Below are 18672 nucleotides of genomic sequence, written 5' to 3'. Positions count from 1 at the left end.
CGGTACCCGCGCGCGACGGGGCGGCGGACGGGAACCTGGCGGGGCCCGCCTCGCGTTGTCCTTGCATGAACGAGCTGGTTGCCGGGGGGAACGTGCCGCTGCCCGACGGCGCCGTCACCCTGCGGGTGCCCGGCCCCTTCGACCTGTCCGTGATCGTCACGGACGACAGCGGAAAGGTCGCGGGCGACGGGGACTTCGTCTTCTACAACCAGCCCGCGACGCCCGGCGCGCGGCTCCAGGGCGACACGGTCACGGTCGACGGGCGGCGCCTGCGCGCCGGTGCGAGCCGCGTCACGGTGGCCGTCAGCGCCGCCGAGCCGGGCACTCCCCTGGGCCGCCTGCCCACCATCGCCCTCCAGGTGCAGGGGCCCGGCGGCCGGCTTGTGGCCCGTTTCACACCGCCGCGCCCCGATCGCGAGACGGTGCTGCTGCTCGCGGAGATCTACCGCCGGGGCCAGGGGTGGAAGCTGCGGGCCCTCGGTCAGGGGTACGCGGACGGGCTCGCGGGGGTGGCGAGGGACTTCGGGATGGATGTGGCGGAGGAGGAAGCTGTGGCGCCGCCGAGGGGTGCGGGTACTGGTGCGGGGCCCTCGGGCGATGGTTCCGGCCGTCCACGGGCTGCTGCTCCCGGCGGGTCGGTCCCTTCTCCTGGCCGTCCACGGGCGGGCGCTTCCGGGGGCCCGTCACTGCCTTCCCCCACCCGCCCACGGGCGACCACTCCGGGCGGCCCCTCTGCGTCTTCTCCGGCCCGCCCACAGGGCACCCCTCCCGGCAGCCCGTCCCGTCCCTCGGCGACCGCTCCCGGCGGTGCGCCTTCCGGTCGGGCCGCGCAGGTCCCTTCCGCCCCGGCCTCCCCCGACGGATTCCTGGCCCTGGTCAATGCCGCGCGGGCGGCGGCCGGTGCCCCGCCCGTCACCCTCGACGCACGTCTCACCGCCGCCGCGCGTGCGCATGCCGCCGGGATGGCGGCGCGGTCCACGCTCAGCTCGGAGCACGCCGACGGCACGTCCCTCTACCAGCGCGTCGTCGCGGGCGGGTACGCGTACCTGGCCATCGGCGAGCATCTGGTCTCCGGGCCGCGCTCGCCCGCCGACTTCGTGGAGTACTGCCTCTCGGGCGAGCAGTCGCGGCGTACGGTGCACAGCCGCGCGTACACGCAGGTCGGGGTGGCCGACGTCACCGACGCGCGCTCCGGGGACGTCTACTGGACGGCGCTGTGGGCCTCCCCGTTCAGTCCGCAGGGGCTCGCCGAGTGGGGGTCCGCCGTGCTGCGACTCACCAACGCCGAGCGGTCGGCGGCAGGTCTTCGGCCCCTGTCCCCCGACCCGCTCCTGACCGTGGCGGCGCAGGGCCACAGCGCGGACATGGTCGCCCGCGCCTTCTACTCCCACACCTCGCCCGACGGCGGCGAACCGTGGGACCGCGCATCGGCCGCGGGCAGCAGGCACCGCGCGATCGGCGAGAACATCGCCTGCGGGCAGCGCACGCCCGCCGAGGTGGTGGACGGCTGGATGAACAGCCCTGGGCACCGGGCCAACATCCTCAAGCCCTCCTTCACCCACCTCGGCGTCGGCTTCGCGGGCGGCGGCTCTACGGGGACGTACTGGACGCAGCTCTTCGGCGGCTGAGGAGCAGCGGGCTGCCGCGGCCCATGTCTCGGCTCACCCGCTGCTTCGACCGCCCTCACCCCACCGCCACCGGAACCCCGCTCCGGGCCGACGCATAGCCCGCCGCCACGATCTTCAGCGTCCGCAGTCCGCCCTCGCCATCGGCCACGTCCATGGCGCCCTCCTTCGGCCCGTGGAGGAACGCCCGCAGCATCCGCTCGTCCAGATCGGCACCGAAGGGCAGTTCGAGCCCCTGCCGGTGGCGTTCGCTGTAGCCGTGGACCGACTGGTCGAAGGCGTCCATCTCCAGGGTCGCCCGCTCGCCGACCACGGTCAGTTCGAGCCCGCCCCAGGAGTGGTGGGAGCGGGGGTGCGACCAACTGCAGTCGATCGTGGCCACCGAGCCGTTGTCGTACGTCACGGTGACCAGGCCGCTCGTCTCGGCGTCGACCTCGCCGTCGTACATGCGATTGTTCGTCTGGGCGTACACGTCGACGGGGCGGGCCTCGCCGAAGAGGTCGTCCAGGAGGTCGGCGATGTGGACCGTGTGGTCCATCAGGGCGCCGCCGCCCGCGAGTTCGGGATCGGCGAACCAGCGCCGCGAGGCCGGCATGGAGCCGTTGTTCGCGCCGGACACGGTCAGGACGCGGCCCGCTTCGCCCGAAGCGACGGCCGCTTTGACCGCCGCGTACGCGGGGCTGAAGCGGACCGGGAAGGCCACCGCGAGCCGCACTCCGGCCGCCCGGCAGGCCGCGAGCATCGCCTCGCCGTCCGCGACCGTCGTGGCCAGGGGCTTCTCGCACAGGACGTCCACGCCACGGGACGCGGCGAGTTCCACCAGGGGGCGGTGGCGCGCGTTCTCGGAGCAGACGATCACCGCGTCAGGGCCCCAGGCGAAGACTTCGTCGTACGTATGCGCGTACGCGACCCCCAGCTCGTCGGCGAACGCGCGTCCCCGCACCTCGCCGGGGGCGGCCGACCCGGTGTCCGGGTCGCTGCCGATGACCTCGATGCCCGGCATACGGGAGAGGAGCCGCAGATATCCGGCCGCGTGGACATGGGCGAACGACAGCACGGCGACCTTCATCGCGTGACCTCCTTGGTGGCTGCGGGGATTCCGGCCGTCCCGGCCGCCCGGCTCGTCCCGATCTCGATCGCCCGGCCCGTGCGGCTCGACTCCACGGCCGCCTCGGCGATCCGTACCGCCTCGATCCCGTCCCGCGCGCCCACCCGGGGCGCACGGCCGCCCTCCTCCCACGAAGCCGCGAACTCCCGGAGCTCGGACAGGTAGGGGCTCTCGGTCATCGGGCTCGAGGGGATGCCCTCGTTGGCCGCGCGCACGCCTTGCGCGGTGATCCGGTAGCCGGGCACGGACGTGGAGTCGTGACGGAGGAGTCCCTCGCTGCCCGCGATCCGGAACGTCGTACGGAACTGCTGGTCCGGCAGGCCCCAGAGCCCGGTGATGTGGCTGATCGCGCCGGAGACGTGGGTGAGGACGGCGGTCGCCGAGACGACCTCGGCCTCCGCGCCGCCCGTGGCGTGCTCGACGCCTCGCGTCTGTGCGTGCACGCGGACCACGTCGCCCGCGATCCAGCGGGCGACGTCGATGTCGTGCACCATCAGGTCCATGATGACGCCGCCGGACATGGCGGGGTCCGCGAACCAGGACGCCCACTGCGGGCGCGCCCCGCCGCGCGTGAACCGCAGCACCGCAAGGTCACCCAACTCACCCCGCTCGACGGCTTGTTGCATGGCCGCGTACGCCGGGAAGTACCGCACGACATGGGCGGGGTGCAGCCGGACGCCCGCCGCTTCGGCGGCTGCCGCCATCTCCTCGGCGTCGGGCGCGTTGAGCGCGAGGGGCTTTTCGCAGACGACGTGCCGGCCCGCGGCGACGGCCGCGAGGGCGAGCTCCTTGTGGGTGGGGGTGGGGGTGCAGATGTCGACGGCCGTGCAGTCGGCGAGCAGCGTGTCGAGGTCCGCCACCGCGGTGACCTCACGCCCCGCGTACTCGGCGGCGAGCTTCCGCGCCGAGCCGTCGACGGTGTACACGCTGACGCGCGCACCCAGTTCCAGCCAGCCGGGGAGATGGGCGCGGGCGATGCCGCCCGCGCCGATCAGACCTATGCGCATGGGTGGAGTCACCTTTCGTGGTTCCTGAAGTGGGGGTCAGCTCTTGGAGCCGGAGAGCGCGACGCTCTGCACGAAGTGCCGCTGCAGGAAGACGTAGACGAGGAGCATGGGCAGGCTCGCGATGAGCGAACCGGCCATCATCACGGGGTAGTTGGTCTCGAACTGTCCCTCCAGGGAGGTCAGTCCGGCGCTGATCGGCATCTTCTGCGGGTCGGTGTTGACGATCAGCGGCCACAGGAGGTCGTTCCACGACCACATCGCGGTGATGACCGCGAGCGCGGCGAGCGCGGGCCGCACCAGCGGCAGCATGATCGACCAGAAGATGCGGAACGGGCCCGCTCCGTCGATCCGCGCGGCCTCCTCCAGCTCCTTGGGGAGGGTGAGGAAGAACTGCCGCAGCATGAACGTCCCGAAGGCGCTGAACATGCCCGGCAGGAACAGCGCGGGCGCCGAGTTGAGCAGGCCGAGCCGTTGGATGATGTCGTACTGCGGCAGGACGAGCAGCGAGCTCGGCACCATCAGTACGGAGAGGAAGAGCGCGAACAGGACGTTGCGTCCCCGGAACTGCATGCGCGCGAAGGCGTAGGCGGCCAGCGAGCAGAACACCAGTTGCCCCACCGTGCGCCCCACGGTGTTCAGGACGCTGTTGAACAGCATCTCCCGGAACGGCAGCGCGGTGAAGACCTCTTCGAAGCTCGACCAGTTCCAGGTGTCGGGCAGGAAGGTCGGCGGCACCTTCGCCGTCTCCGCGAGGGACTTGGCGGCGGTGAGCAGCTGCCACAGGAAGGGAAAGACCATCACCAGGGCGCCGAGCGAGAGCGCCGCGTGCGTGGCGACCGAACCGGCGTTGACGCGGCGGACGTTGATGCGGTCACGCATAGTGCACCCACCTCTTCTGCAGCCTGAACTGCACCACGGTCAGTGCCGCGATGATCAGCATGAGCAGGAAGGCCAGCGCGGCGGCGGCGCCCTGGGCGTTCTCGATGAAGGCCCATTTGTAGAAGAGGCTGACCACCGACTGGGTGTCGCCGATGGCCGGGTTCTTCTCGGCCATCATGATGTAGATCAGGTCGAAGGTCTGGAGTGAGTTGATCATGCAGATGATGGACGCGAAGAAGATCGTCGGGCTGAGCAGCGGCAGCGTGATCGTGAAGAAGCGGCGCAGCGGCCCGGCGCCGTCCAGCTCGGCGGCTTCGTAGTAGTCCTGCGGGATGCCCTTGATGCCCGCCATGAAGATGATCAAGTAGTAGCCGGTGGTCGACCAGACCATGACGGTGCCGATCGCGTACACGGCGGTCGAGGGGTCGGAGACCCAGTAGCGGCGGTCCGCGCCGAACCACTCGAAGACTTCGTTGATCAGTCCGTAGTCTCCGTTGTAGAGCCAGTTCCAGACGAGCCCGACGGCGACGGGCAGCGTCACGAACGGGATGAAGTACAGGGCGCGGTAGACCGCGACGCCCCGCAGTCCACGCCGGTTGAGCAGCGCCGCGACGCCGATCGCCAGCGGCAGGGCGAGCAGTCCGACGACGCAGTAGATCAGCGTGTTGCCGAGCGCCTGCCAGACGGTGACGTCCTTCAGGACGCGCACGTAGTTGTCGGTGCCGACCCAGGTGTTGCCGCCGAAGGGACCGAACTCGGTGAAGCTGTAGAAGAAGGTCTGGAGGAGCGGCCAGAAGTAGAAGACGGCGAAGCCGATGCCGAGCGGCGCGACGAAGAGGTAGGCGGCGCGCTGGCTGCGGGGCTTGGGTGCGGATCCGGATGCCGGCCTGCTGCGCCCTGCCGCCTTCGCGGCCGCCGTGGAGGGAAAGACACTCATCATGCGCGCTCCTCCTTCAGGGCCCGGTCCATCTGCTCGCCCAGCGTGCGGGCGGCGCTCTCGATGCCGCCCTTGCCGCTGAACGCGGCGCCCAGGAGCGGGTACTGGAGGTTCTCCCACACCGCGGTGTTCTTCGAGCTCGGGTAGGGGACGGCGTACTCCTGCATCTCGACGAAGCACTTCAGGTCGAACTCGGGCATCGACTTGAACCAGGCGTCCTGCGTCCCCTCGTACGAGGAGATGGTGACGCCCGCCGACGCCTGGATCTCGGCGGCCCGACGACCTGCCATGAAGTGGACGAACTTCCAGGCGGCCGCCTTCTTGCGGCTCTTGGCGGAGATGACGTTGGCGAGGCCGTGGATGATGGTGGCGCGCTCGCGGCCCTTGGGCAGGACGGTGACGCCGCCGTGGTCCTTGATCGCGGGGGTGGCGTGCATCTGGCCGGAGAACGCGGATATCTCGTAGACCATGGCGGCCTTCTCCGACCAGAAGCGGTTGCGGGCCTTGGACTCGACCATGGCGCTCTGCGGCGGTGACCAGCCGCGGTCGATCATGTCGGTCCAGTAGCGCAGGCCCTCGATGGACCGCTCGTCCCCGAAGCCCGACTTCCCGTCCTTGAGGACGTAGCCGCCCGCTCCGTGGATGGCCGGGTAGATCTGCGCCTGGCGGTCCATCTCGGCGGCCATGCCGTGCACCCGCGCGCGCGGGTCGGTCAGCTCGGCGGCGGCGTCGCGCACGTCGTCCCACGTCCACGTCTTGTCGGGGTACTTGATGCCCGCCTTGTCGAAGAGCGCCTTGTTGTACCAGAGGCCGATGGTGTCGAAGTCCTTGGGAATGCCGTACTGCGTGCCCTGGTAGGCATAGATCTCGACGAGTGAGCCGGGGTGGCGGTCCACGGGGGTCGCGTCGCTCTTGATGTGGCCGCTCAGGGGTTCGAGGACGCCGCTGGACGCGTACAGCTGGAGGTTGACCGCGTTCATCCAGAACACGTCGGGGGCGGTGCCGCCGCGCATCGCGGTCTTCAGGGTGGTCCAGTAGCTGGACCACGGCGTGAGTTCTATGCGCACGGATATGCCGGGGTTCTCCTTCTCGAAGGCGTCGATCACCTTCTGCAGCCCCGGCACATGGGCCACGTCCCACACCCCGTACGAGAGGGTGGTCCTGCCACCGCTCGCCTTGCCGTCGTCACTCCGGCCGGAGCAGGCGGCGAGCAGGGGCGCCGCCATCGCTCCGGACAGCAGAGTTCTCCTGCGCATGAGCGCCTCCGCCTTCGTTGTCCTACGGCGCCGAATCCGTCAGGAGATCGGATTCGACCTGGTCAAGTGCCTTGCGTACGGCACCGATCGCCACGCCCTGTTCGCCGAGCGTGCTCAGTGCGATGCGCGGGGCGTGCAGGGTCAGCGGGCGCAGTCTGTCCTCGATCAGCGGCACGAGATGGCCGCCCAGTGGGGTCGCGCCGCCGGTGAGCACCACGAGCTCCGGGTCGACGGCCAGCGCGAGGGCGGCGATGCCCGGCGCGATGCGGTCGGCGAAGTCGGCGACGGCGGCGAGAGCGCGGGGGTCCGCGCTGTCCGCGGCGCGCGCGAGTGCGGCCACCTCGGACTCGCCGGTGCGTCTGGGGCCCGGCCAACTGAGGGCGTCCTGCGCGGTGTTCATGCCGAGCAGCGGAAGTAGACCCAGCTCGCCCGCGCCGCCGCGCCGCCCCCGGTGCAGCCGTCCGCCGATGGTGAGGCTGCATGCCACGCGGTGTCCGGTCAGGACGCAGACGACGTCGGCGGCGAGGGTGGCCGCGCCCTGCCAGCGCTCGGCGAGCACGGCGAGGTTCACGTCGTTCTCGACGAGGGTGTGGCCCGGCTCCCCGTCGGCCAGGAGCCGGGCGAGGTCGACGCCGGACCATTCGGGGACGACGTGGGAGGTGATGGTGCCGCTCGCGTCGACGACGCCCGGGACGCCCACGCAGCGGGCGAGGATGTCGTCGCGCCGTACGGAATGCGCGTCCAGGAAGTCTTCGAGGCCCCTGCGGAGCAGGTCGAGCCGCTGGGCGCCGCCCAGCTGAGGGTCGATGTCGTCGCGTCGCACCGCGAGGACCGTACCGCCGAGGTCGGCCAGGAGCAGCACCATCTTGTGCAGTCCGATGTCGGCGCCCACGACCCGGCCCGCCTCCACGCGGAACCGGAATCGGCGGGCCGGGCGCCCGGGGGTGCGCTCCCCCTCGTCGCGCTCGGCCTCGCCCGCCCAGCCGTGCGCGGCCAGCTCCTCGACGGCGGCTTCCACGGTGGGCCGGGAGAGTCCCGTACCGGCGGCGAGCTCCGCGAGTGTCTGCGGGCTGCGGTGGTGCAGGGCACGCAGCACGACGGTGGTGTTCAGCCGGCGCAGCGAGGCGAGATCGTGTCCCCGTGTTCCGTTACGCAACACTTCTCCACCTCATGTCGAGGCCAGGGCAGCCCTGTTGACCAGTGGGCCGACGGCTGCTTCCGAAGATTTAAGGAGGAGACTTGCATATCCATGGCCGACGGGGAACCCCCTTCGCACCGCCCCATCTTGCTGATGGCCCGTCAGGAAACAGCCGGGTTAACTCCGTGCGCGACCCCTTGCCAAGGGAGATAGTACGTGTTCGGATTATCTCAGTCGGGCGGTCACCCACCGCCTCGTATCCGCAGCTCAGAGCCTGTACGGCGGGCCGGTCAAGCCTGCCTGAGCGCATCCTGGCTCCCCGCCATTTCCCTCGCACGATGTGTCCGGAGTCGTGCTGCCCGCATGTCCGCGGCAGCCCGAAAGAAGGGATCCCCCGTGTTCGATCTTTCGTCCGTCGATCTGCTCGACGCGTTCACCCGAGAACTGCGGCTGTGCAAGCTCCGCGAGGGCGAGCACGTCGTCGTCCTCTCCGAGCCCGGCAGCCGCGGCGACTACGTGGCGGCGGCGTTCGGCGCCGCGAAGACCTGCGGCGCCCACGTCATCGCCGCGACCGTCCCCGGCGGCAGCCCCGCGCCGATGCCGAGCACCCACACGGGCGCGGGCCCCGGCCTGGTGTCGGTGCTGGGCGACTCCACCGCGCAGGACCTGCTGAAGTCCGCCGACCTGGTCGTCGACCTCACCCGCGAGGGCTTCATCCACGCGCCGGTGCAGCAGGAGATCCTGCGCGCGGGCACCCGCATCATCTTCGTCTGCGACGCACCCGACGTGCTCATCCGCAATCTGCCCAAGGAGTCCGACAAGGACGAGGTGCTCGAAGGCGTCCAGCTGCTCAAGCGGTCGGCCGTCATGCGGGTCACCTCGGACGCGGGCACGGATCTCACCGTCCAACTCGCGGGCTCCAAGCCAGAGTTCCAGTGCGGCTTCGCCGACGACCCGGGCCGCTGGGACCACTGGCCCAGCACGATGGTGCTCGCCTGGCCGGAGATCTCCGACGGGCAGATCGTGCTGGCCGAGGGCGACATCCTGCTGCCCTTCAAGGAGTACGTGCGCCATCCGGTGACCCTGCAGATCGCGGGCGGGCAGATCGAGAAGGTGTCGGGCGGCGCCGAGGCCGAGCTCCTGAACACGTTCTTCGATGACGCCGACGACCGGTGGGCGCGCAGCCTCTCCCACATGGGCTGGGGTCTGATGCGCACGGCCGACTGGTTCGCCACCGCGATGTACGGCAAGGACGACCTGATGGGCATGGACGCCCGCGCCTTCGCCGGGAACTTCCTGTGGTCCACCGGACCGCACCCCGTCCTCGGCCGCGAGTCGTACGCGCATCTGGACATCGCCATGCGCGGCTGCACCGTCAGGGTCGACGACACCGAGGTCGTGACGGGCGGCCGTCTCACCGAGCGCTGAACCGCGCGCCAACTGCCCGTACGTACCAGGAAGATGGAGGAAGCGTGGCGTCCAGCCAGTCGTACGAAGTCACCGTCGTCGGAGGCGGTCTCGGTGGTCTGACCGCCGCCCTCGCGCTGCGGCACCGCGGTCTGCGGGTCACCGTGCTCGAACAGGCACCGCGGCTCGGCGAGGTGGGCGCGGGCATCCAGACGGCGCCGAACGCCAGCCGCGTCCTGCTCGGCCTGGGGCTGCGCAGGCAGCTGGAAGCCATCCACACCGAGCCGCTCGACCAGGTGCGGCGGCGCTGGAAGGACGGCAGCGTCGTCGGCCTGACCTCGCTCGGCCGGCGGTGCAAGGAGCAGTTCAACGCGCCGTACTGGCACTACCACCGGGCCGATCTGCACCGCGTCCTCATGGACGCCTGCGTCGACCCGGCGGGCCCCGGCCCCGTCGTCGCGCTGCACACCGCGAGCAAGGTCGCCGAACTGGACCGCACGGACCCGGCGCGCCCGGTGGCGGTCACGGACGACGGGCGGCGGTACGTGTCGGACGTCGTCATCGGCGCCGACGGCATCCGCTCCCAGGTGCGTGACCTGATGGGCGCCCCCGACACCCTGCTGTTCTCCGGCGAGATGGCCTACCGGGCGCTCATACCGGGCGATCTGATCGCGGCCGACCCGGCGACGCGCTGGCTGGTGGACCGCTACCAGTCCACGATCTGGTACGGCCCCGACCGCCATCTGGTGCACTACATGATCCGGGGCGGCGAGTACCTCAACATCGTGGCCTGCGTGCCCTGCACGGACGAGGTCGCCGAGAAGTGGTCCGTCGCCGCCACCGCGCAGGACCTCGTCGACGCCTTCCCCGGCTGGGACGACCGCGTCCCCGCGATGCTCTCCAAGGCGAAGGAGGACGTCTCCTGCTTCGCGCTCTACCACCGGCGCCGCGACCCCGTGTGGCAGGACGGACGGGTCGCCCTGCTCGGCGACGCCTGCCACGCGATGCTCCCCTACCAGGCACAGGGCGCGTCGCAGGCCATGGAGGACGCCGCCGTGCTCGCGGAGGAACTGGGCGCGGTCACGACGGACGGCATCGAAAGTGCGCTGCGCCGCTACGTCGACCGGCGCGCCAAGCACGCCGGGATGGTCCAGGACGCTTCACTGCAGAACAAGACCTTCTACCACTTCCCCGACGGCCCCGAGCAGCGGGCCAGGGACGAGAAGCTCCGGCGGGACTTCGACGGCGAGTCCGACCTCTCCTACGACTGGCTCTGGGGCGGCAGCCCTCTCAACGACCCCGATCTGGGCGCGTTCTCCTACCGGTTCACCCGCTGATCCCCCTCGCTGATCCCCCTTGGAGCGAACGTGAAAACAGGCGATCAGATCGTTCAGGAACTCCCCTGGAGGTGGTCGGTCCAGGGCAAGATCTTCATCATCGGCGGCCTCGGCTACCTCTTCGACGCGTACGACATCGCCCTGAACGGCTTCCTCATGCCGCTCCTCGGCAAACACTTCGACCTCTCGCTCAGCGAGCGCGGGCTCGTGGCCACCGCGAACCTCGTGGGGATGGCCGTGGGCGCCGTCGCCTGGGGCGCGGTCGCCGACCGGATCGGCCGCAAGAAGGCGTTCAGCGTCACCCTGCTGATCTTCGCCATGTTCTCGGTGCTCGGCGCGCTGGCGCCGACGTATCCGGTCTTCCTCGCGCTGCGGTTCCTCGCGGGTGTGGGGCTCGGCGGCTGTATCCCCGTGGACTACGCGCTGGTGGGTGAGTTCTCGCCGCGCAAGTACCGGGGCAGGATCCTGACGGCGCTGGACGCGTGGTGGCCGGTGGGCGTGACCCTGTGCGGGCTCGTCTCGACGGCGATGCTGACCCTCGACGGCAACTGGCGGTGGATGCTGGCGACGATGGTGCTGCCCGCGCTGCTGCTCTTCTGGGCCAGGCGCGGCATCCCCGAGTCGCCGATCTATCTGACGAAGAAGGGCCGCGAGGCCGAGGCGCGCGAGGTCATCGACGATCTGGTGGCGCGGACGGGCGCCCCCGTGGAGCCTTACGTCATCCCCGAACCGCCGGTGGACGACGGCCCGCGCGGCGTGGCCGCCGCCGTCGACCAGCTGCGCCGCATCTGGGCCTTCAGCCCGCGCATCACATCGGCCGCCTGGCTGCTCTTCTCCACGATCATGCTCGTCTACTACGCGGCGCTGAGCTGGATGCCCTCGATCCTCAAGGAGGAGGGCCAGGGCGACACGGCCGCGTTCATGAGCACCACCCTGATGAGCGGCGTCGGCATCATCGGCGTCCTGGTCTCCACCGCCCTGGTCGACCTCGTCGGCCGCAAGTGGCTGATCGGCGTCTCGGCCCCGGTCGCCTCGCTCGCCCTGGTGGTGTTCGCCCTGGTGCGGGACCTGCCCACCGGCTCGGTGGTGGCCATCGGCGTCTTCGGCTTCCTGGCCCAGCTCGCCATCCCCGCCCTGTACGCGTACGTCTCCGAGCTCTACCCCACTCCCCTGCGGGCCAGCGGCTTCGGCTGGGCCTCCTCGGTCAGCCGGGCGCTCACCGGATTCGCGCCGCTGCTCTTCGGCTCGGTGATGTGGCCGGTGCTCGGTCTCCCGCTGACGTTCGCCGTGCTCGGCGCGACGGTCCTGGTGGCCGTGGCGTGGATGGCGGTGGCGGCGCCGGAGACCAAGGGGCGCGCGCTGGACGGCGACGAGGAACCCCCGGCGCCCGCACCGCCCCTGCCGGTCGCAGGACAGGCCGCGCTCTGAGCACACCCGTACGACAGCGGCTCGACGCACGACGGCACGACGGCACGACAACTCCGTACGACAGGAGGACCATGAAGCCCGCCCCCTTCGCCTATCACCGGGCCCGCGACCTCGACGGCGCCACGCGGCTGCTCGCCGAGCTCGGTGACGACGCCAAGGTCGTCGCCGGCGGCCAGAGCCTGGTCGCGATGATGAGCTTCCGCCTCGCCCGGCCCCGGCACCTGGTCGACATAGGCGGCCTGCGGGAGCTGGACCGGCTGCACACCGACCCGGCGGGCGGGCTGCGCATAGGGGCGCTCACCACGCATCACACCGTGGAGCGTGACCCGGCGGGGCGGCTCGGGCCGGACTTCGCCGTGCTGCGCCGGGCCATGCCGTGGATCGGGCATCTGCCGATCCGCACCCGCGGCACGGTCGGCGGCAGCATCGCGCACGCCGACGCCACCGCCGAGTGGTGCCTGCTCGCCCTGGCGCTGGACGCCGAGTTCGTGGCCCGCGGGCCGCGCGGCGAGCGCAGGATCGCGGCCGGGGACTTCTTCCTGGGCTATTACACCACCGCCCTCGACTTCGACGAGATCCTCGTCGAGATCGTCTTCCCGCGTCCGGCGCCGCACGCCGCCCTGGCCGAATTCGCCGAACGGCAGGGGGACTTCGCGCTCGTGTCCGCCGTCGTCGACCTCGACGTCGGGGGCGGCTCGGTACGCGGTGGGCGCGTCGCGCTGGGCGGGGTCGCCGCCGCCGTGGTGCGGGTGCCGGAGGCGGAGGCCGTCCTGGCGGGCGGCGGCTCGTTCGCCGAGTGCGCGACCGCCGCGGCGGCTGCCGTCGATCCTCCGGCCGACGCCTCGGGCAGCACGCACTACCGCAAGCAGCTCGTCCGCACGCTGGTCCTGCGTGCCTGTGAGGAGGCAATGACCCGATGAACGAGGCACGCAAGAAGGACCAGTTGGTCGGCCGGTCGGTGTCCCGGCGCGAGGATCCCCGGCTGCTCACCGGCCGTGGCCGGTTCGTCGACGACATCGCGCTGCCGGGCATGCTGCACGCCCAGTTCGTGCGCAGCACGGTCGCGCACGGCGAGATCACGTCGATCGACCTGACGGCGGTACGTGACGTGCCGGGCGTCGTCGCGGCGTTCACCGCCGACGACCTCGAACTGACCGACATCACGGCGCAACTCGGGCGCCCGCTCTCGGAGTTCGTGCCGACCGCGATGCCCGTCCTGGCGCGCGACCGGGTCCGCTATGTCGGGGAGCCCGTCGCGATCGTCGTCGCGAGGAACGCGTACGCCGTGGAGGACGGCCTGGAAGCGGCCAAGGTCAGCTACGCGCCGCTGCCGCCGGTCACCTCCGAGGAGGCGGCCCTCGCGCCGGGTGCGCCACTCCTCCATGAGGAGGCCGAGCGCAACACCCTCGTGGACGTCTCACTCTTCGCCACGGACGGCATCGACGACGTCTTCGACGCCGCCGCCTGCGTCGTCCATGTCGCGTCGCGGACCGGACGGCAGAACGCCCTCCCGCTGGAGACGCGTGGTGTGGTCGCCCACTGGGACGACCGCGAGGAGCAGTTGGTTCTTCAGACCTGTACCCAAGTCCCGCACCAGGTGAGGACGGTGGCTTCTCGCTGTCTGCGCTTGGACGAGCGGGCGGTGCGGGTCGTGGTGCCCGACATGGGGGGCGGATTCGGCCAGAAGTGCGTCGTGGGGCGCGAGGAGATCGCCGCGGCGGCCGCCGCGCTGCGCCTGCGCCGTCCGGTGAAGTGGATCGAGGACCGCAAGGACGCCCTGTCCGCCTCCTTCCTCGCCCGCGAACAGCACTACGACGTGCGCGCGGCCTTCGACGAGGAAGGCAGGATCCTCGGCCTGGACGCCGATGTGGTGTGCGACATGGGCGCCTACTCCTGCTATCCGTTCACGGCGGGCATCGAGCCGCTGATGGCGTCGGCGGAGATGCCCGGTGTCTACAAGGTGCCCGCCTATCGTGTACGCGGCCGGGCGGTCACCACCAACAAGGCGCCCACCGCGCCCTATCGGGGGGTGAGCCGTCCGCAGTACGTGATGGTGGTGGAGCGGCTCTTCGAGCGGGCCGCACGTGAACTGGGCCTGGACGCGGTCGAGATCCGCCGCCGCAACGTGATCACCGAGTTCCCGTACACGGGCGTCAACGACATCACGTACGACCCGGGCTCCTATCTGGAATCGCTGAACCTGTGCGAGCGGCTCGTCAAGGACGAGGGGTGGTACGAGAAGCGTTCGGCGGCGGCAGCACAGGGGCGGCACATCGGCATCGGCTACTCCTGCTTCAGCGAGCGCACCGGCTACGGCTCCAAGGCCTTCGCCCAGCGCAAGATGCGGGTCGTGCCCGGCTTCGACATCTCCGAGGTCCGGATGGACACCAGCGGCGCGGTGACCGTCACCACCGGCACGATGAGCCACGGGCAGAGCCACGAGACGACGATGGCGCAGATCGTCGCCGACCAACTGGGCCTGGACATCGGCAAGGTGAAGCTCCACCAGGGCGACACCGAGCGCATCACCTACGGCTGGGGCACCTTCGCGAGCCGCTCCATCACGGTGGGCGGCAGCGCGGTACGGCTCGCGGCGGCGAAGCTCGGCGAGAAGCTGTGCCGGATCGCGGCGGCGCGCTGGGAGGTCGGCCCTGACGACGTGGAGCTCGCGTCGGGGGCCGTACGGCGCCGCGACGGCGCGAGCCTGACCTACGAGGAACTGGCCGACATCGCCTATCTCCAGGCCCACTTGCTGCCCAAAGATATCGAGCCGGGGCTGAGTGCCACCGCCGCCTTCGACGTCCTCAACGACGGCACGTTCTCCAACGCCACCCACGGTGTGGTCGTCGAACTCCACGAAGGCACCGGGCAGGTGGAGATCCTGCGGTACGTCTGCGTCGAGGACTGCGGCGTGGCGATCAACCCGCAGGTCGTGGAGGGCCAGTGCCGGGGCGGCATCGCGCAGGGCATCGCGGGCGCGCTCTTCGAGCAGGTGACGTACGACGCCCAGGGCGAACCGTCGGCGACCAGCTTCATGGACTACAAGGTGCCCACCGCCCACGAGATCCCCGACGTGCTGATCCACCACCTGGAGACGCCGTGCGCTTTCACCGGGACCGGCGCGAAGGGTGCGGGCGAGGGCGGCACCATCGGGGCGCCGGCCGCCGTGCTCAACGCCGTCAACGACGCCCTGCGCCCCACGGGCGTCGAGCTCGACCACACCCCCATCACCCCGGAGACGGTGCACCGCGCCCTGAACCTGGAGCTCTCCTCATGACCGACACCGGCCCCATGACCCCTACCGGCCACACCACCGATGTCCTGCTGCTCACCCTCGACGTCAACGGCGAGCGGCACGAAGTGATCACCGAACCGCGGCGCACCCTCGTCGACGTGCTCCGGCACGATCTGCGCCTGACCGGCACCCACGTCGGCTGCGAGCACGGCATCTGCGGCGCGTGCACGGTGCTGGTCGACGACCGGCCCGTCCGCGCGTGTCTGATGTTCGCCGCGCAGGCCGAGGGCGTCCGGGTCCGGACCGTCGAGTCACTGTCGGACGGGTCTGAACTGAGCGATCTGCAAAGGGCGTTCAGCGACCATCACGGCCTGCAGTGCGGCTTCTGCACCCCCGGCTTCCTGATGCTCGCCGAGGGTTTCCTCGACGAGCGGCCCGAGGCGACCAAGGACGAGATCCGCGAGGTCGTCGCCTCCAACCTCTGCCGGTGCACCGGCTACCAGACCATCGTCGAGGCGATCGACGGGTGCGCCGCCGCCCGGCGCTGCCCCAAGGAGTTCTGATGCAGCTCACCAACTCGGTCCCGGTCAAGGCCTCGCCGGACGAGGTCTTCGCCCTGATGAACGACGTCGAGCGGGTCGCCTCGTGCATGCCGGGCGCGGCGCTGGAGGGCCGTGACGGGGACTCCTGGCAGGGCTCCGTGAAGATCAAGGTCGGCCCGATCAGCGCCGCGTACGCGGGTACGGTCCGCTTCCTGGAGGTCGATCCGCAGGGGCGGCGGCTGCGGGTCCAGGCACGCGGCGCCGACACCCACGGGAGCGGTGACGCGGAGGCCGAGGTGGCGCTCGAAGTGCTCGCGGCGCCGGAGGGCGCACTGCTCCAGCTCTCCACGGACCTGGTGATACGGGGCAAGATCGCGCAGTTCGGCAAGGGTGCCATCGCGACGGTGTCCGACCGGATCCTGCAGCAGTTCGCCCAGAATCTGGGGAGCCTGCTCGACCAGGACCGCTCACCGGCGGCTTCGGCCGCCCTTCCCTCCACGGCTCCGCGCGGCGCCGCCCACCCCGTGGCCCCCGCGGAAGCCGAGCTCGACGGCCTCTCCATGCTCCTGGGACCTGCCGTCGCCAAGTACGGCGTGGTCGCCGGCGCCTTCGCCTTCGGCCTCTTCGAGGGCTGGCTGCTCGGCAGGCTCGGCGCGCAGGCGCGGGAGCTGCGGGCCCTGCGCGCGCCGGGGAGGACCTCGTGAACTACGGCCAGGAGACGGAACGTACCTACGAGCGGGCGGGATTCGGCGCTCCCGTGCGCAGGGGCAGCCGCCCCGCGATCCTGGTCGTCGACCTCACCCGCGGCTTCACCGAGGAAGGCTTCCCCTCGGGTGCGGACCTCGGTGAAGTGGTCGGTGCCGTAGGTGAGTTGATCGAGAGTGGGCGCCCTGCCGACGTGCCCGTCATCTTCACCGCGATCTCCTACACCCCCGCCGAGGCCACCGGCGACGCCGTCACCTGGCTGCACAAGGCGCAGGGCATGCGGTCTCTGGTCGAAGGCGGCGAGGAGGTCGCACTCGACCCCCGACTCCCCCGCGAACCGCAGGACTTGCTGGTGGTGAAGAAGGGCGCTTCCGCCTTCTTCGGGACCTCGCTCGCCGCCCTGCTCACCGGCCTGGGCCGCGACACCGTCCTGGTGTGCGGGGCCACGACGAGCGGCTGCGTGCGGGCGACGGCGGTCGACGCCGTGCAGAGCGGGTTCTCGGTGCTCGTGCCGCGTGCCTGCGTCGGGGACCGGGCCGCGGGACCGCACGAGGCGAGCCTCTTCGACATCCAGGCCAAATACGGCGACGTCATCGGCCTCAAGGAAGCGACCGACTACCTCCGAGCCCTCCCCGGGAGGAACGCATGACCCCGCCCGAACGCTGCCTGCCGCAGTCCGCCCTCGCCGATCTGGCCGACGTCCCCGCCACCGGCCGCTGGGTGCGCTCGGGCGCCGCCCGGCTCCACGTCCTCGACTACGGGGGGACCGGCACCCCGCTCCTCGTCCTGCCCGGCATCACCAGCCCCGCCGTCACGATGGACTTCGTGGCGCGTGAACTGACCGATCTCGTACGCCCGTTGGTGCTCGACGTCCGGGGGCGCGGGCTCTCCGACGGCGGCGGCTCCTACTCCCTGGAGGAGTACGCCGAGGACGTCGAAGCCGTCGTCACCGGTCTCGGCCTCGACCGGCCCATCCTGTTCGGGCACTCCATGGGCGCGCGCATCGCCGCGGTCACCGCGGTCCGCGGCAAGGTGGCGCCGCGCGGGACGGTGCTCGGGGACCCGCCGATGAGCGGGCCGGGGCGTGCGCCCTATCCGACTCCCCTGGATGCCTTCCTCGGCCAGTTGGCGCAGGCCCTGCGCGGCACCGACGCGGACGAGGTGGCCCTGTCCTGGCCGCGCTGGCCCCGCCGCGAGCAGGAGCTGCGGGCCCGCTGGCTCGCGAGCTGCGAGGCGGAGGCGATCACGGCCACGCACCGCGGCTTCGAGACCGAGGACTTCTTCTCCTGGTGGCCGTCCGTGCCGGGGCCCACCGCGCTCCTGTACGGCGCGGACAGCCCGGTCGTCACCGCGGCGGGCGCCGCTGAGGCCGCGCGGCTGCACCCGGCGGCCGTCATCAGGAGCGTGCCCGACGCGGGTCACATGCTGTTCTGGGACAGCACCGACGCCGCCGTGCGCGCGCTGCGCGAGGCCCTGCGCCCGATGCTGACCTGAGCGCCCGAACCGATCAACCCCCGTGCTTAAGTGGGCTCCATGGCTGACGAAACCTCCACCACGACGTCTGCGCCGGCCGGGCAGCCCGGTCCGCCCGCCGCCCTCACCGCGGCGCCCGGCTACCAGGTCCGGCGCCTGTACCAGGCCTACCTCGCGGTCTGGATCCGCGCGGTGGACCCGACGCTCACCGGACCGCAGTTCGCCGTACTGCAGGCCGTGGACGCGTCGCCGGGCCGCGACCAGCGGTCGATGGCGTCCGCGGTGGCCCTGGACACGTCGACGATGGCGGACGTGGCGCGACGCCTGGAGAACCGGGGACTACTCCTGCGCAGGACCGCCGCGGACGACGGCCGCCGCAAGCTGCTCTATCTGACCGAGGAGGGTGAGCGCACCCTCCACGACTCCAACCGTCGCGCCCGCGAGCTCGACGAGCGGCTCCTGGAGCCGTTCGGCGGCGAGCGGCGCGAAGAAGTCATGCATCTCCTCACGTCCCTCGCCGATCACTGGGAGGGGCTGACCGAGGACTCATAGCCGTACGCACCGCCGTACGAGAACATCCGGAGGATCCCGTGGC

Annotated in this window: 17 protein-coding genes; 11 read left to right on the top strand and 6 right to left on the bottom strand. The window is 71.3% G+C overall.

Annotated elements, in window-relative coordinates:
• Positions 1–65 precede the first annotated feature (65 nt).
• Positions 66–1628, top strand: coding sequence for a CAP domain-containing protein (locus tag ACFUPX_RS09900; RefSeq protein ID WP_383318896.1), 1563 nt, complete (start codon positions 66–68; stop codon positions 1626–1628).
• Positions 1629–1683: 55 nt separating this feature from the next.
• Here ACFUPX_RS09900 and ACFUPX_RS09895 read toward each other — a convergent pair whose 3' ends face one another.
• Genes ACFUPX_RS09895 through ACFUPX_RS09870 form a run of 6 tightly spaced genes read right to left on the bottom strand, consistent with a single transcriptional unit; the run spans position 1684 to position 7971 of the window.
• A complete protein-coding gene (locus ACFUPX_RS09895) occupies positions 1684–2694 on the bottom strand; it encodes a Gfo/Idh/MocA family protein (protein WP_383318893.1) in 1011 nt (336 codons plus the stop codon).
• Positions 2691–3740 (bottom strand): Gfo/Idh/MocA family protein, encoded by a 1050-nt coding sequence (locus tag ACFUPX_RS09890; RefSeq protein WP_383318890.1) that lies wholly within the window; start codon positions 3738–3740, stop codon positions 2691–2693. Before ACFUPX_RS09890 ends, ACFUPX_RS09895 begins: the two co-directional genes overlap by 4 nt.
• Positions 3741–3776: 36 nt before the next feature.
• The gene (locus ACFUPX_RS09885) at positions 3777–4619 is read right to left on the bottom strand and encodes a carbohydrate ABC transporter permease (protein WP_383318887.1); all 843 of its coding nucleotides are present in this window, start codon (positions 4617–4619) and stop codon (positions 3777–3779) included.
• Positions 4612–5559, bottom strand: coding sequence for a carbohydrate ABC transporter permease (locus ACFUPX_RS09880; RefSeq protein WP_383318884.1), 948 nt, complete (start codon positions 5557–5559; stop codon positions 4612–4614). Before ACFUPX_RS09880 ends, ACFUPX_RS09885 begins: the two co-directional genes overlap by 8 nt.
• Complete coding sequence (locus ACFUPX_RS09875; RefSeq protein ID WP_383318881.1) at positions 5556–6812, bottom strand: ABC transporter substrate-binding protein; 1257 nt, start codon at positions 6810–6812, stop codon at positions 5556–5558. The genes ACFUPX_RS09880 and ACFUPX_RS09875 overlap by 4 nt, the downstream gene beginning before the upstream one ends.
• 22 nt (positions 6813–6834) lie before the next feature.
• Positions 6835–7971 (bottom strand): ROK family protein, encoded by a 1137-nt coding sequence (locus ACFUPX_RS09870; protein WP_383318878.1) that lies wholly within the window; start codon positions 7969–7971, stop codon positions 6835–6837.
• Positions 7972–8346: 375 nt separating this feature from the next.
• Here ACFUPX_RS09870 and ACFUPX_RS09865 point away from each other — a divergent pair, with 375 nt between their 5' ends.
• The 10 genes from ACFUPX_RS09865 to ACFUPX_RS09820 all read left to right on the top strand — a co-directional run bounded on the left by ACFUPX_RS09865 (position 8347) and on the right by ACFUPX_RS09820 (position 18629).
• Entirely contained in the window at positions 8347–9378 is a 1032-nt protein-coding gene (locus ACFUPX_RS09865; protein ID WP_383318875.1) for a hypothetical protein, read from the top strand.
• A gap of 44 nt (positions 9379–9422) precedes the next feature.
• A complete protein-coding gene (locus tag ACFUPX_RS09860; RefSeq protein ID WP_383318872.1) occupies positions 9423–10694 on the top strand; it encodes an FAD-dependent monooxygenase in 1272 nt (423 codons plus the stop codon).
• Between the two features lie 30 nt (positions 10695–10724).
• The gene (locus tag ACFUPX_RS09855; protein WP_383318869.1) at positions 10725–12122 is read left to right on the top strand and encodes an MFS transporter; all 1398 of its coding nucleotides are present in this window, start codon (positions 10725–10727) and stop codon (positions 12120–12122) included.
• Between the two features lie 71 nt (positions 12123–12193).
• A complete protein-coding gene (locus tag ACFUPX_RS09850) occupies positions 12194–13042 on the top strand; it encodes an FAD binding domain-containing protein (RefSeq protein ID WP_383318866.1) in 849 nt (282 codons plus the stop codon).
• The gene (locus ACFUPX_RS09845) at positions 13039–15399 is read left to right on the top strand and encodes a xanthine dehydrogenase family protein molybdopterin-binding subunit (RefSeq protein WP_383318863.1); all 2361 of its coding nucleotides are present in this window, start codon (positions 13039–13041) and stop codon (positions 15397–15399) included. Before ACFUPX_RS09850 ends, ACFUPX_RS09845 begins: the two co-directional genes overlap by 4 nt.
• Entirely contained in the window at positions 15396–15920 is a 525-nt protein-coding gene (locus tag ACFUPX_RS09840; RefSeq protein WP_383318860.1) for a (2Fe-2S)-binding protein, read from the top strand. Before ACFUPX_RS09845 ends, ACFUPX_RS09840 begins: the two co-directional genes overlap by 4 nt.
• Positions 15920–16603: an SRPBCC family protein gene (locus ACFUPX_RS09835; protein ID WP_383318857.1), complete on the top strand. Its 684-nt coding sequence runs from the start codon at positions 15920–15922 to the stop codon at positions 16601–16603. Before ACFUPX_RS09840 ends, ACFUPX_RS09835 begins: the two co-directional genes overlap by 1 nt.
• Positions 16600–17253, top strand: a complete 654-nt coding sequence (locus tag ACFUPX_RS09830) for an isochorismatase family protein (RefSeq protein WP_383318854.1) — start codon at positions 16600–16602, stop codon at positions 17251–17253. Before ACFUPX_RS09835 ends, ACFUPX_RS09830 begins: the two co-directional genes overlap by 4 nt.
• The gene (locus ACFUPX_RS09825) at positions 17250–18098 is read left to right on the top strand and encodes an alpha/beta fold hydrolase (RefSeq protein WP_383318851.1); all 849 of its coding nucleotides are present in this window, start codon (positions 17250–17252) and stop codon (positions 18096–18098) included. The genes ACFUPX_RS09830 and ACFUPX_RS09825 overlap by 4 nt, the downstream gene beginning before the upstream one ends.
• 39 nt (positions 18099–18137) lie before the next feature.
• On the top strand, positions 18138–18629 hold the full coding sequence (locus tag ACFUPX_RS09820; RefSeq protein WP_383318848.1) for a MarR family winged helix-turn-helix transcriptional regulator: 492 nt from the start codon (positions 18138–18140) through the stop codon (positions 18627–18629).
• The last annotated feature ends 43 nt before the right edge of the window (positions 18630–18672 follow it).

It is taken from the genome of Streptomyces sp. NPDC057302 (genome assembly GCF_042667685.1).
Classification (GTDB): domain Bacteria; phylum Actinomycetota; class Actinomycetes; order Streptomycetales; family Streptomycetaceae; genus Streptomyces.
Note: the sequence above shows the minus strand (reverse complement) of the source record. Positions and strands in the feature narration are given on the sequence as shown.

What these genes read in the sequence shown, in the direction of transcription:
- ACFUPX_RS09845 (WP_383318863.1), top strand. Translation starts at nt 13,039, where the DNA reads ATGAACGAGGCACGCAAGAAGGACCAGTTGGTCGGCCGGTCGGTGTCC.
- ACFUPX_RS09850 (WP_383318866.1), top strand. Translation starts at nt 12,194, where the DNA reads ATGAAGCCCGCCCCCTTCGCCTATCACCGGGCCCGCGACCTCGACGGC.
- ACFUPX_RS09885 (WP_383318887.1), bottom strand. Translation starts at nt 4,619, where the DNA reads ATGCGTGACCGCATCAACGTCCGCCGCGTCAACGCCGGTTCGGTCGCC.
- ACFUPX_RS09825 (WP_383318851.1), top strand. Translation starts at nt 17,250, where the DNA reads ATGACCCCGCCCGAACGCTGCCTGCCGCAGTCCGCCCTCGCCGATCTG.
- ACFUPX_RS09880 (WP_383318884.1), bottom strand. Translation starts at nt 5,559, where the DNA reads ATGATGAGTGTCTTTCCCTCCACGGCGGCCGCGAAGGCGGCAGGGCGC.
- ACFUPX_RS09835 (WP_383318857.1), top strand. Translation starts at nt 15,920, where the DNA reads ATGCAGCTCACCAACTCGGTCCCGGTCAAGGCCTCGCCGGACGAGGTC.
- ACFUPX_RS09890 (WP_383318890.1), bottom strand. Translation starts at nt 3,740, where the DNA reads ATGCGCATAGGTCTGATCGGCGCGGGCGGCATCGCCCGCGCCCATCTC.
- ACFUPX_RS09840 (WP_383318860.1), top strand. Translation starts at nt 15,396, where the DNA reads ATGACCGACACCGGCCCCATGACCCCTACCGGCCACACCACCGATGTC.
- ACFUPX_RS09875 (WP_383318881.1), bottom strand. Translation starts at nt 6,812, where the DNA reads ATGCGCAGGAGAACTCTGCTGTCCGGAGCGATGGCGGCGCCCCTGCTC.
- ACFUPX_RS09820 (WP_383318848.1), top strand. Translation starts at nt 18,138, where the DNA reads ATGGCTGACGAAACCTCCACCACGACGTCTGCGCCGGCCGGGCAGCCC.
- ACFUPX_RS09900 (WP_383318896.1), top strand. Translation starts at nt 66, where the DNA reads ATGAACGAGCTGGTTGCCGGGGGGAACGTGCCGCTGCCCGACGGCGCC.
- ACFUPX_RS09895 (WP_383318893.1), bottom strand. Translation starts at nt 2,694, where the DNA reads ATGAAGGTCGCCGTGCTGTCGTTCGCCCATGTCCACGCGGCCGGATAT.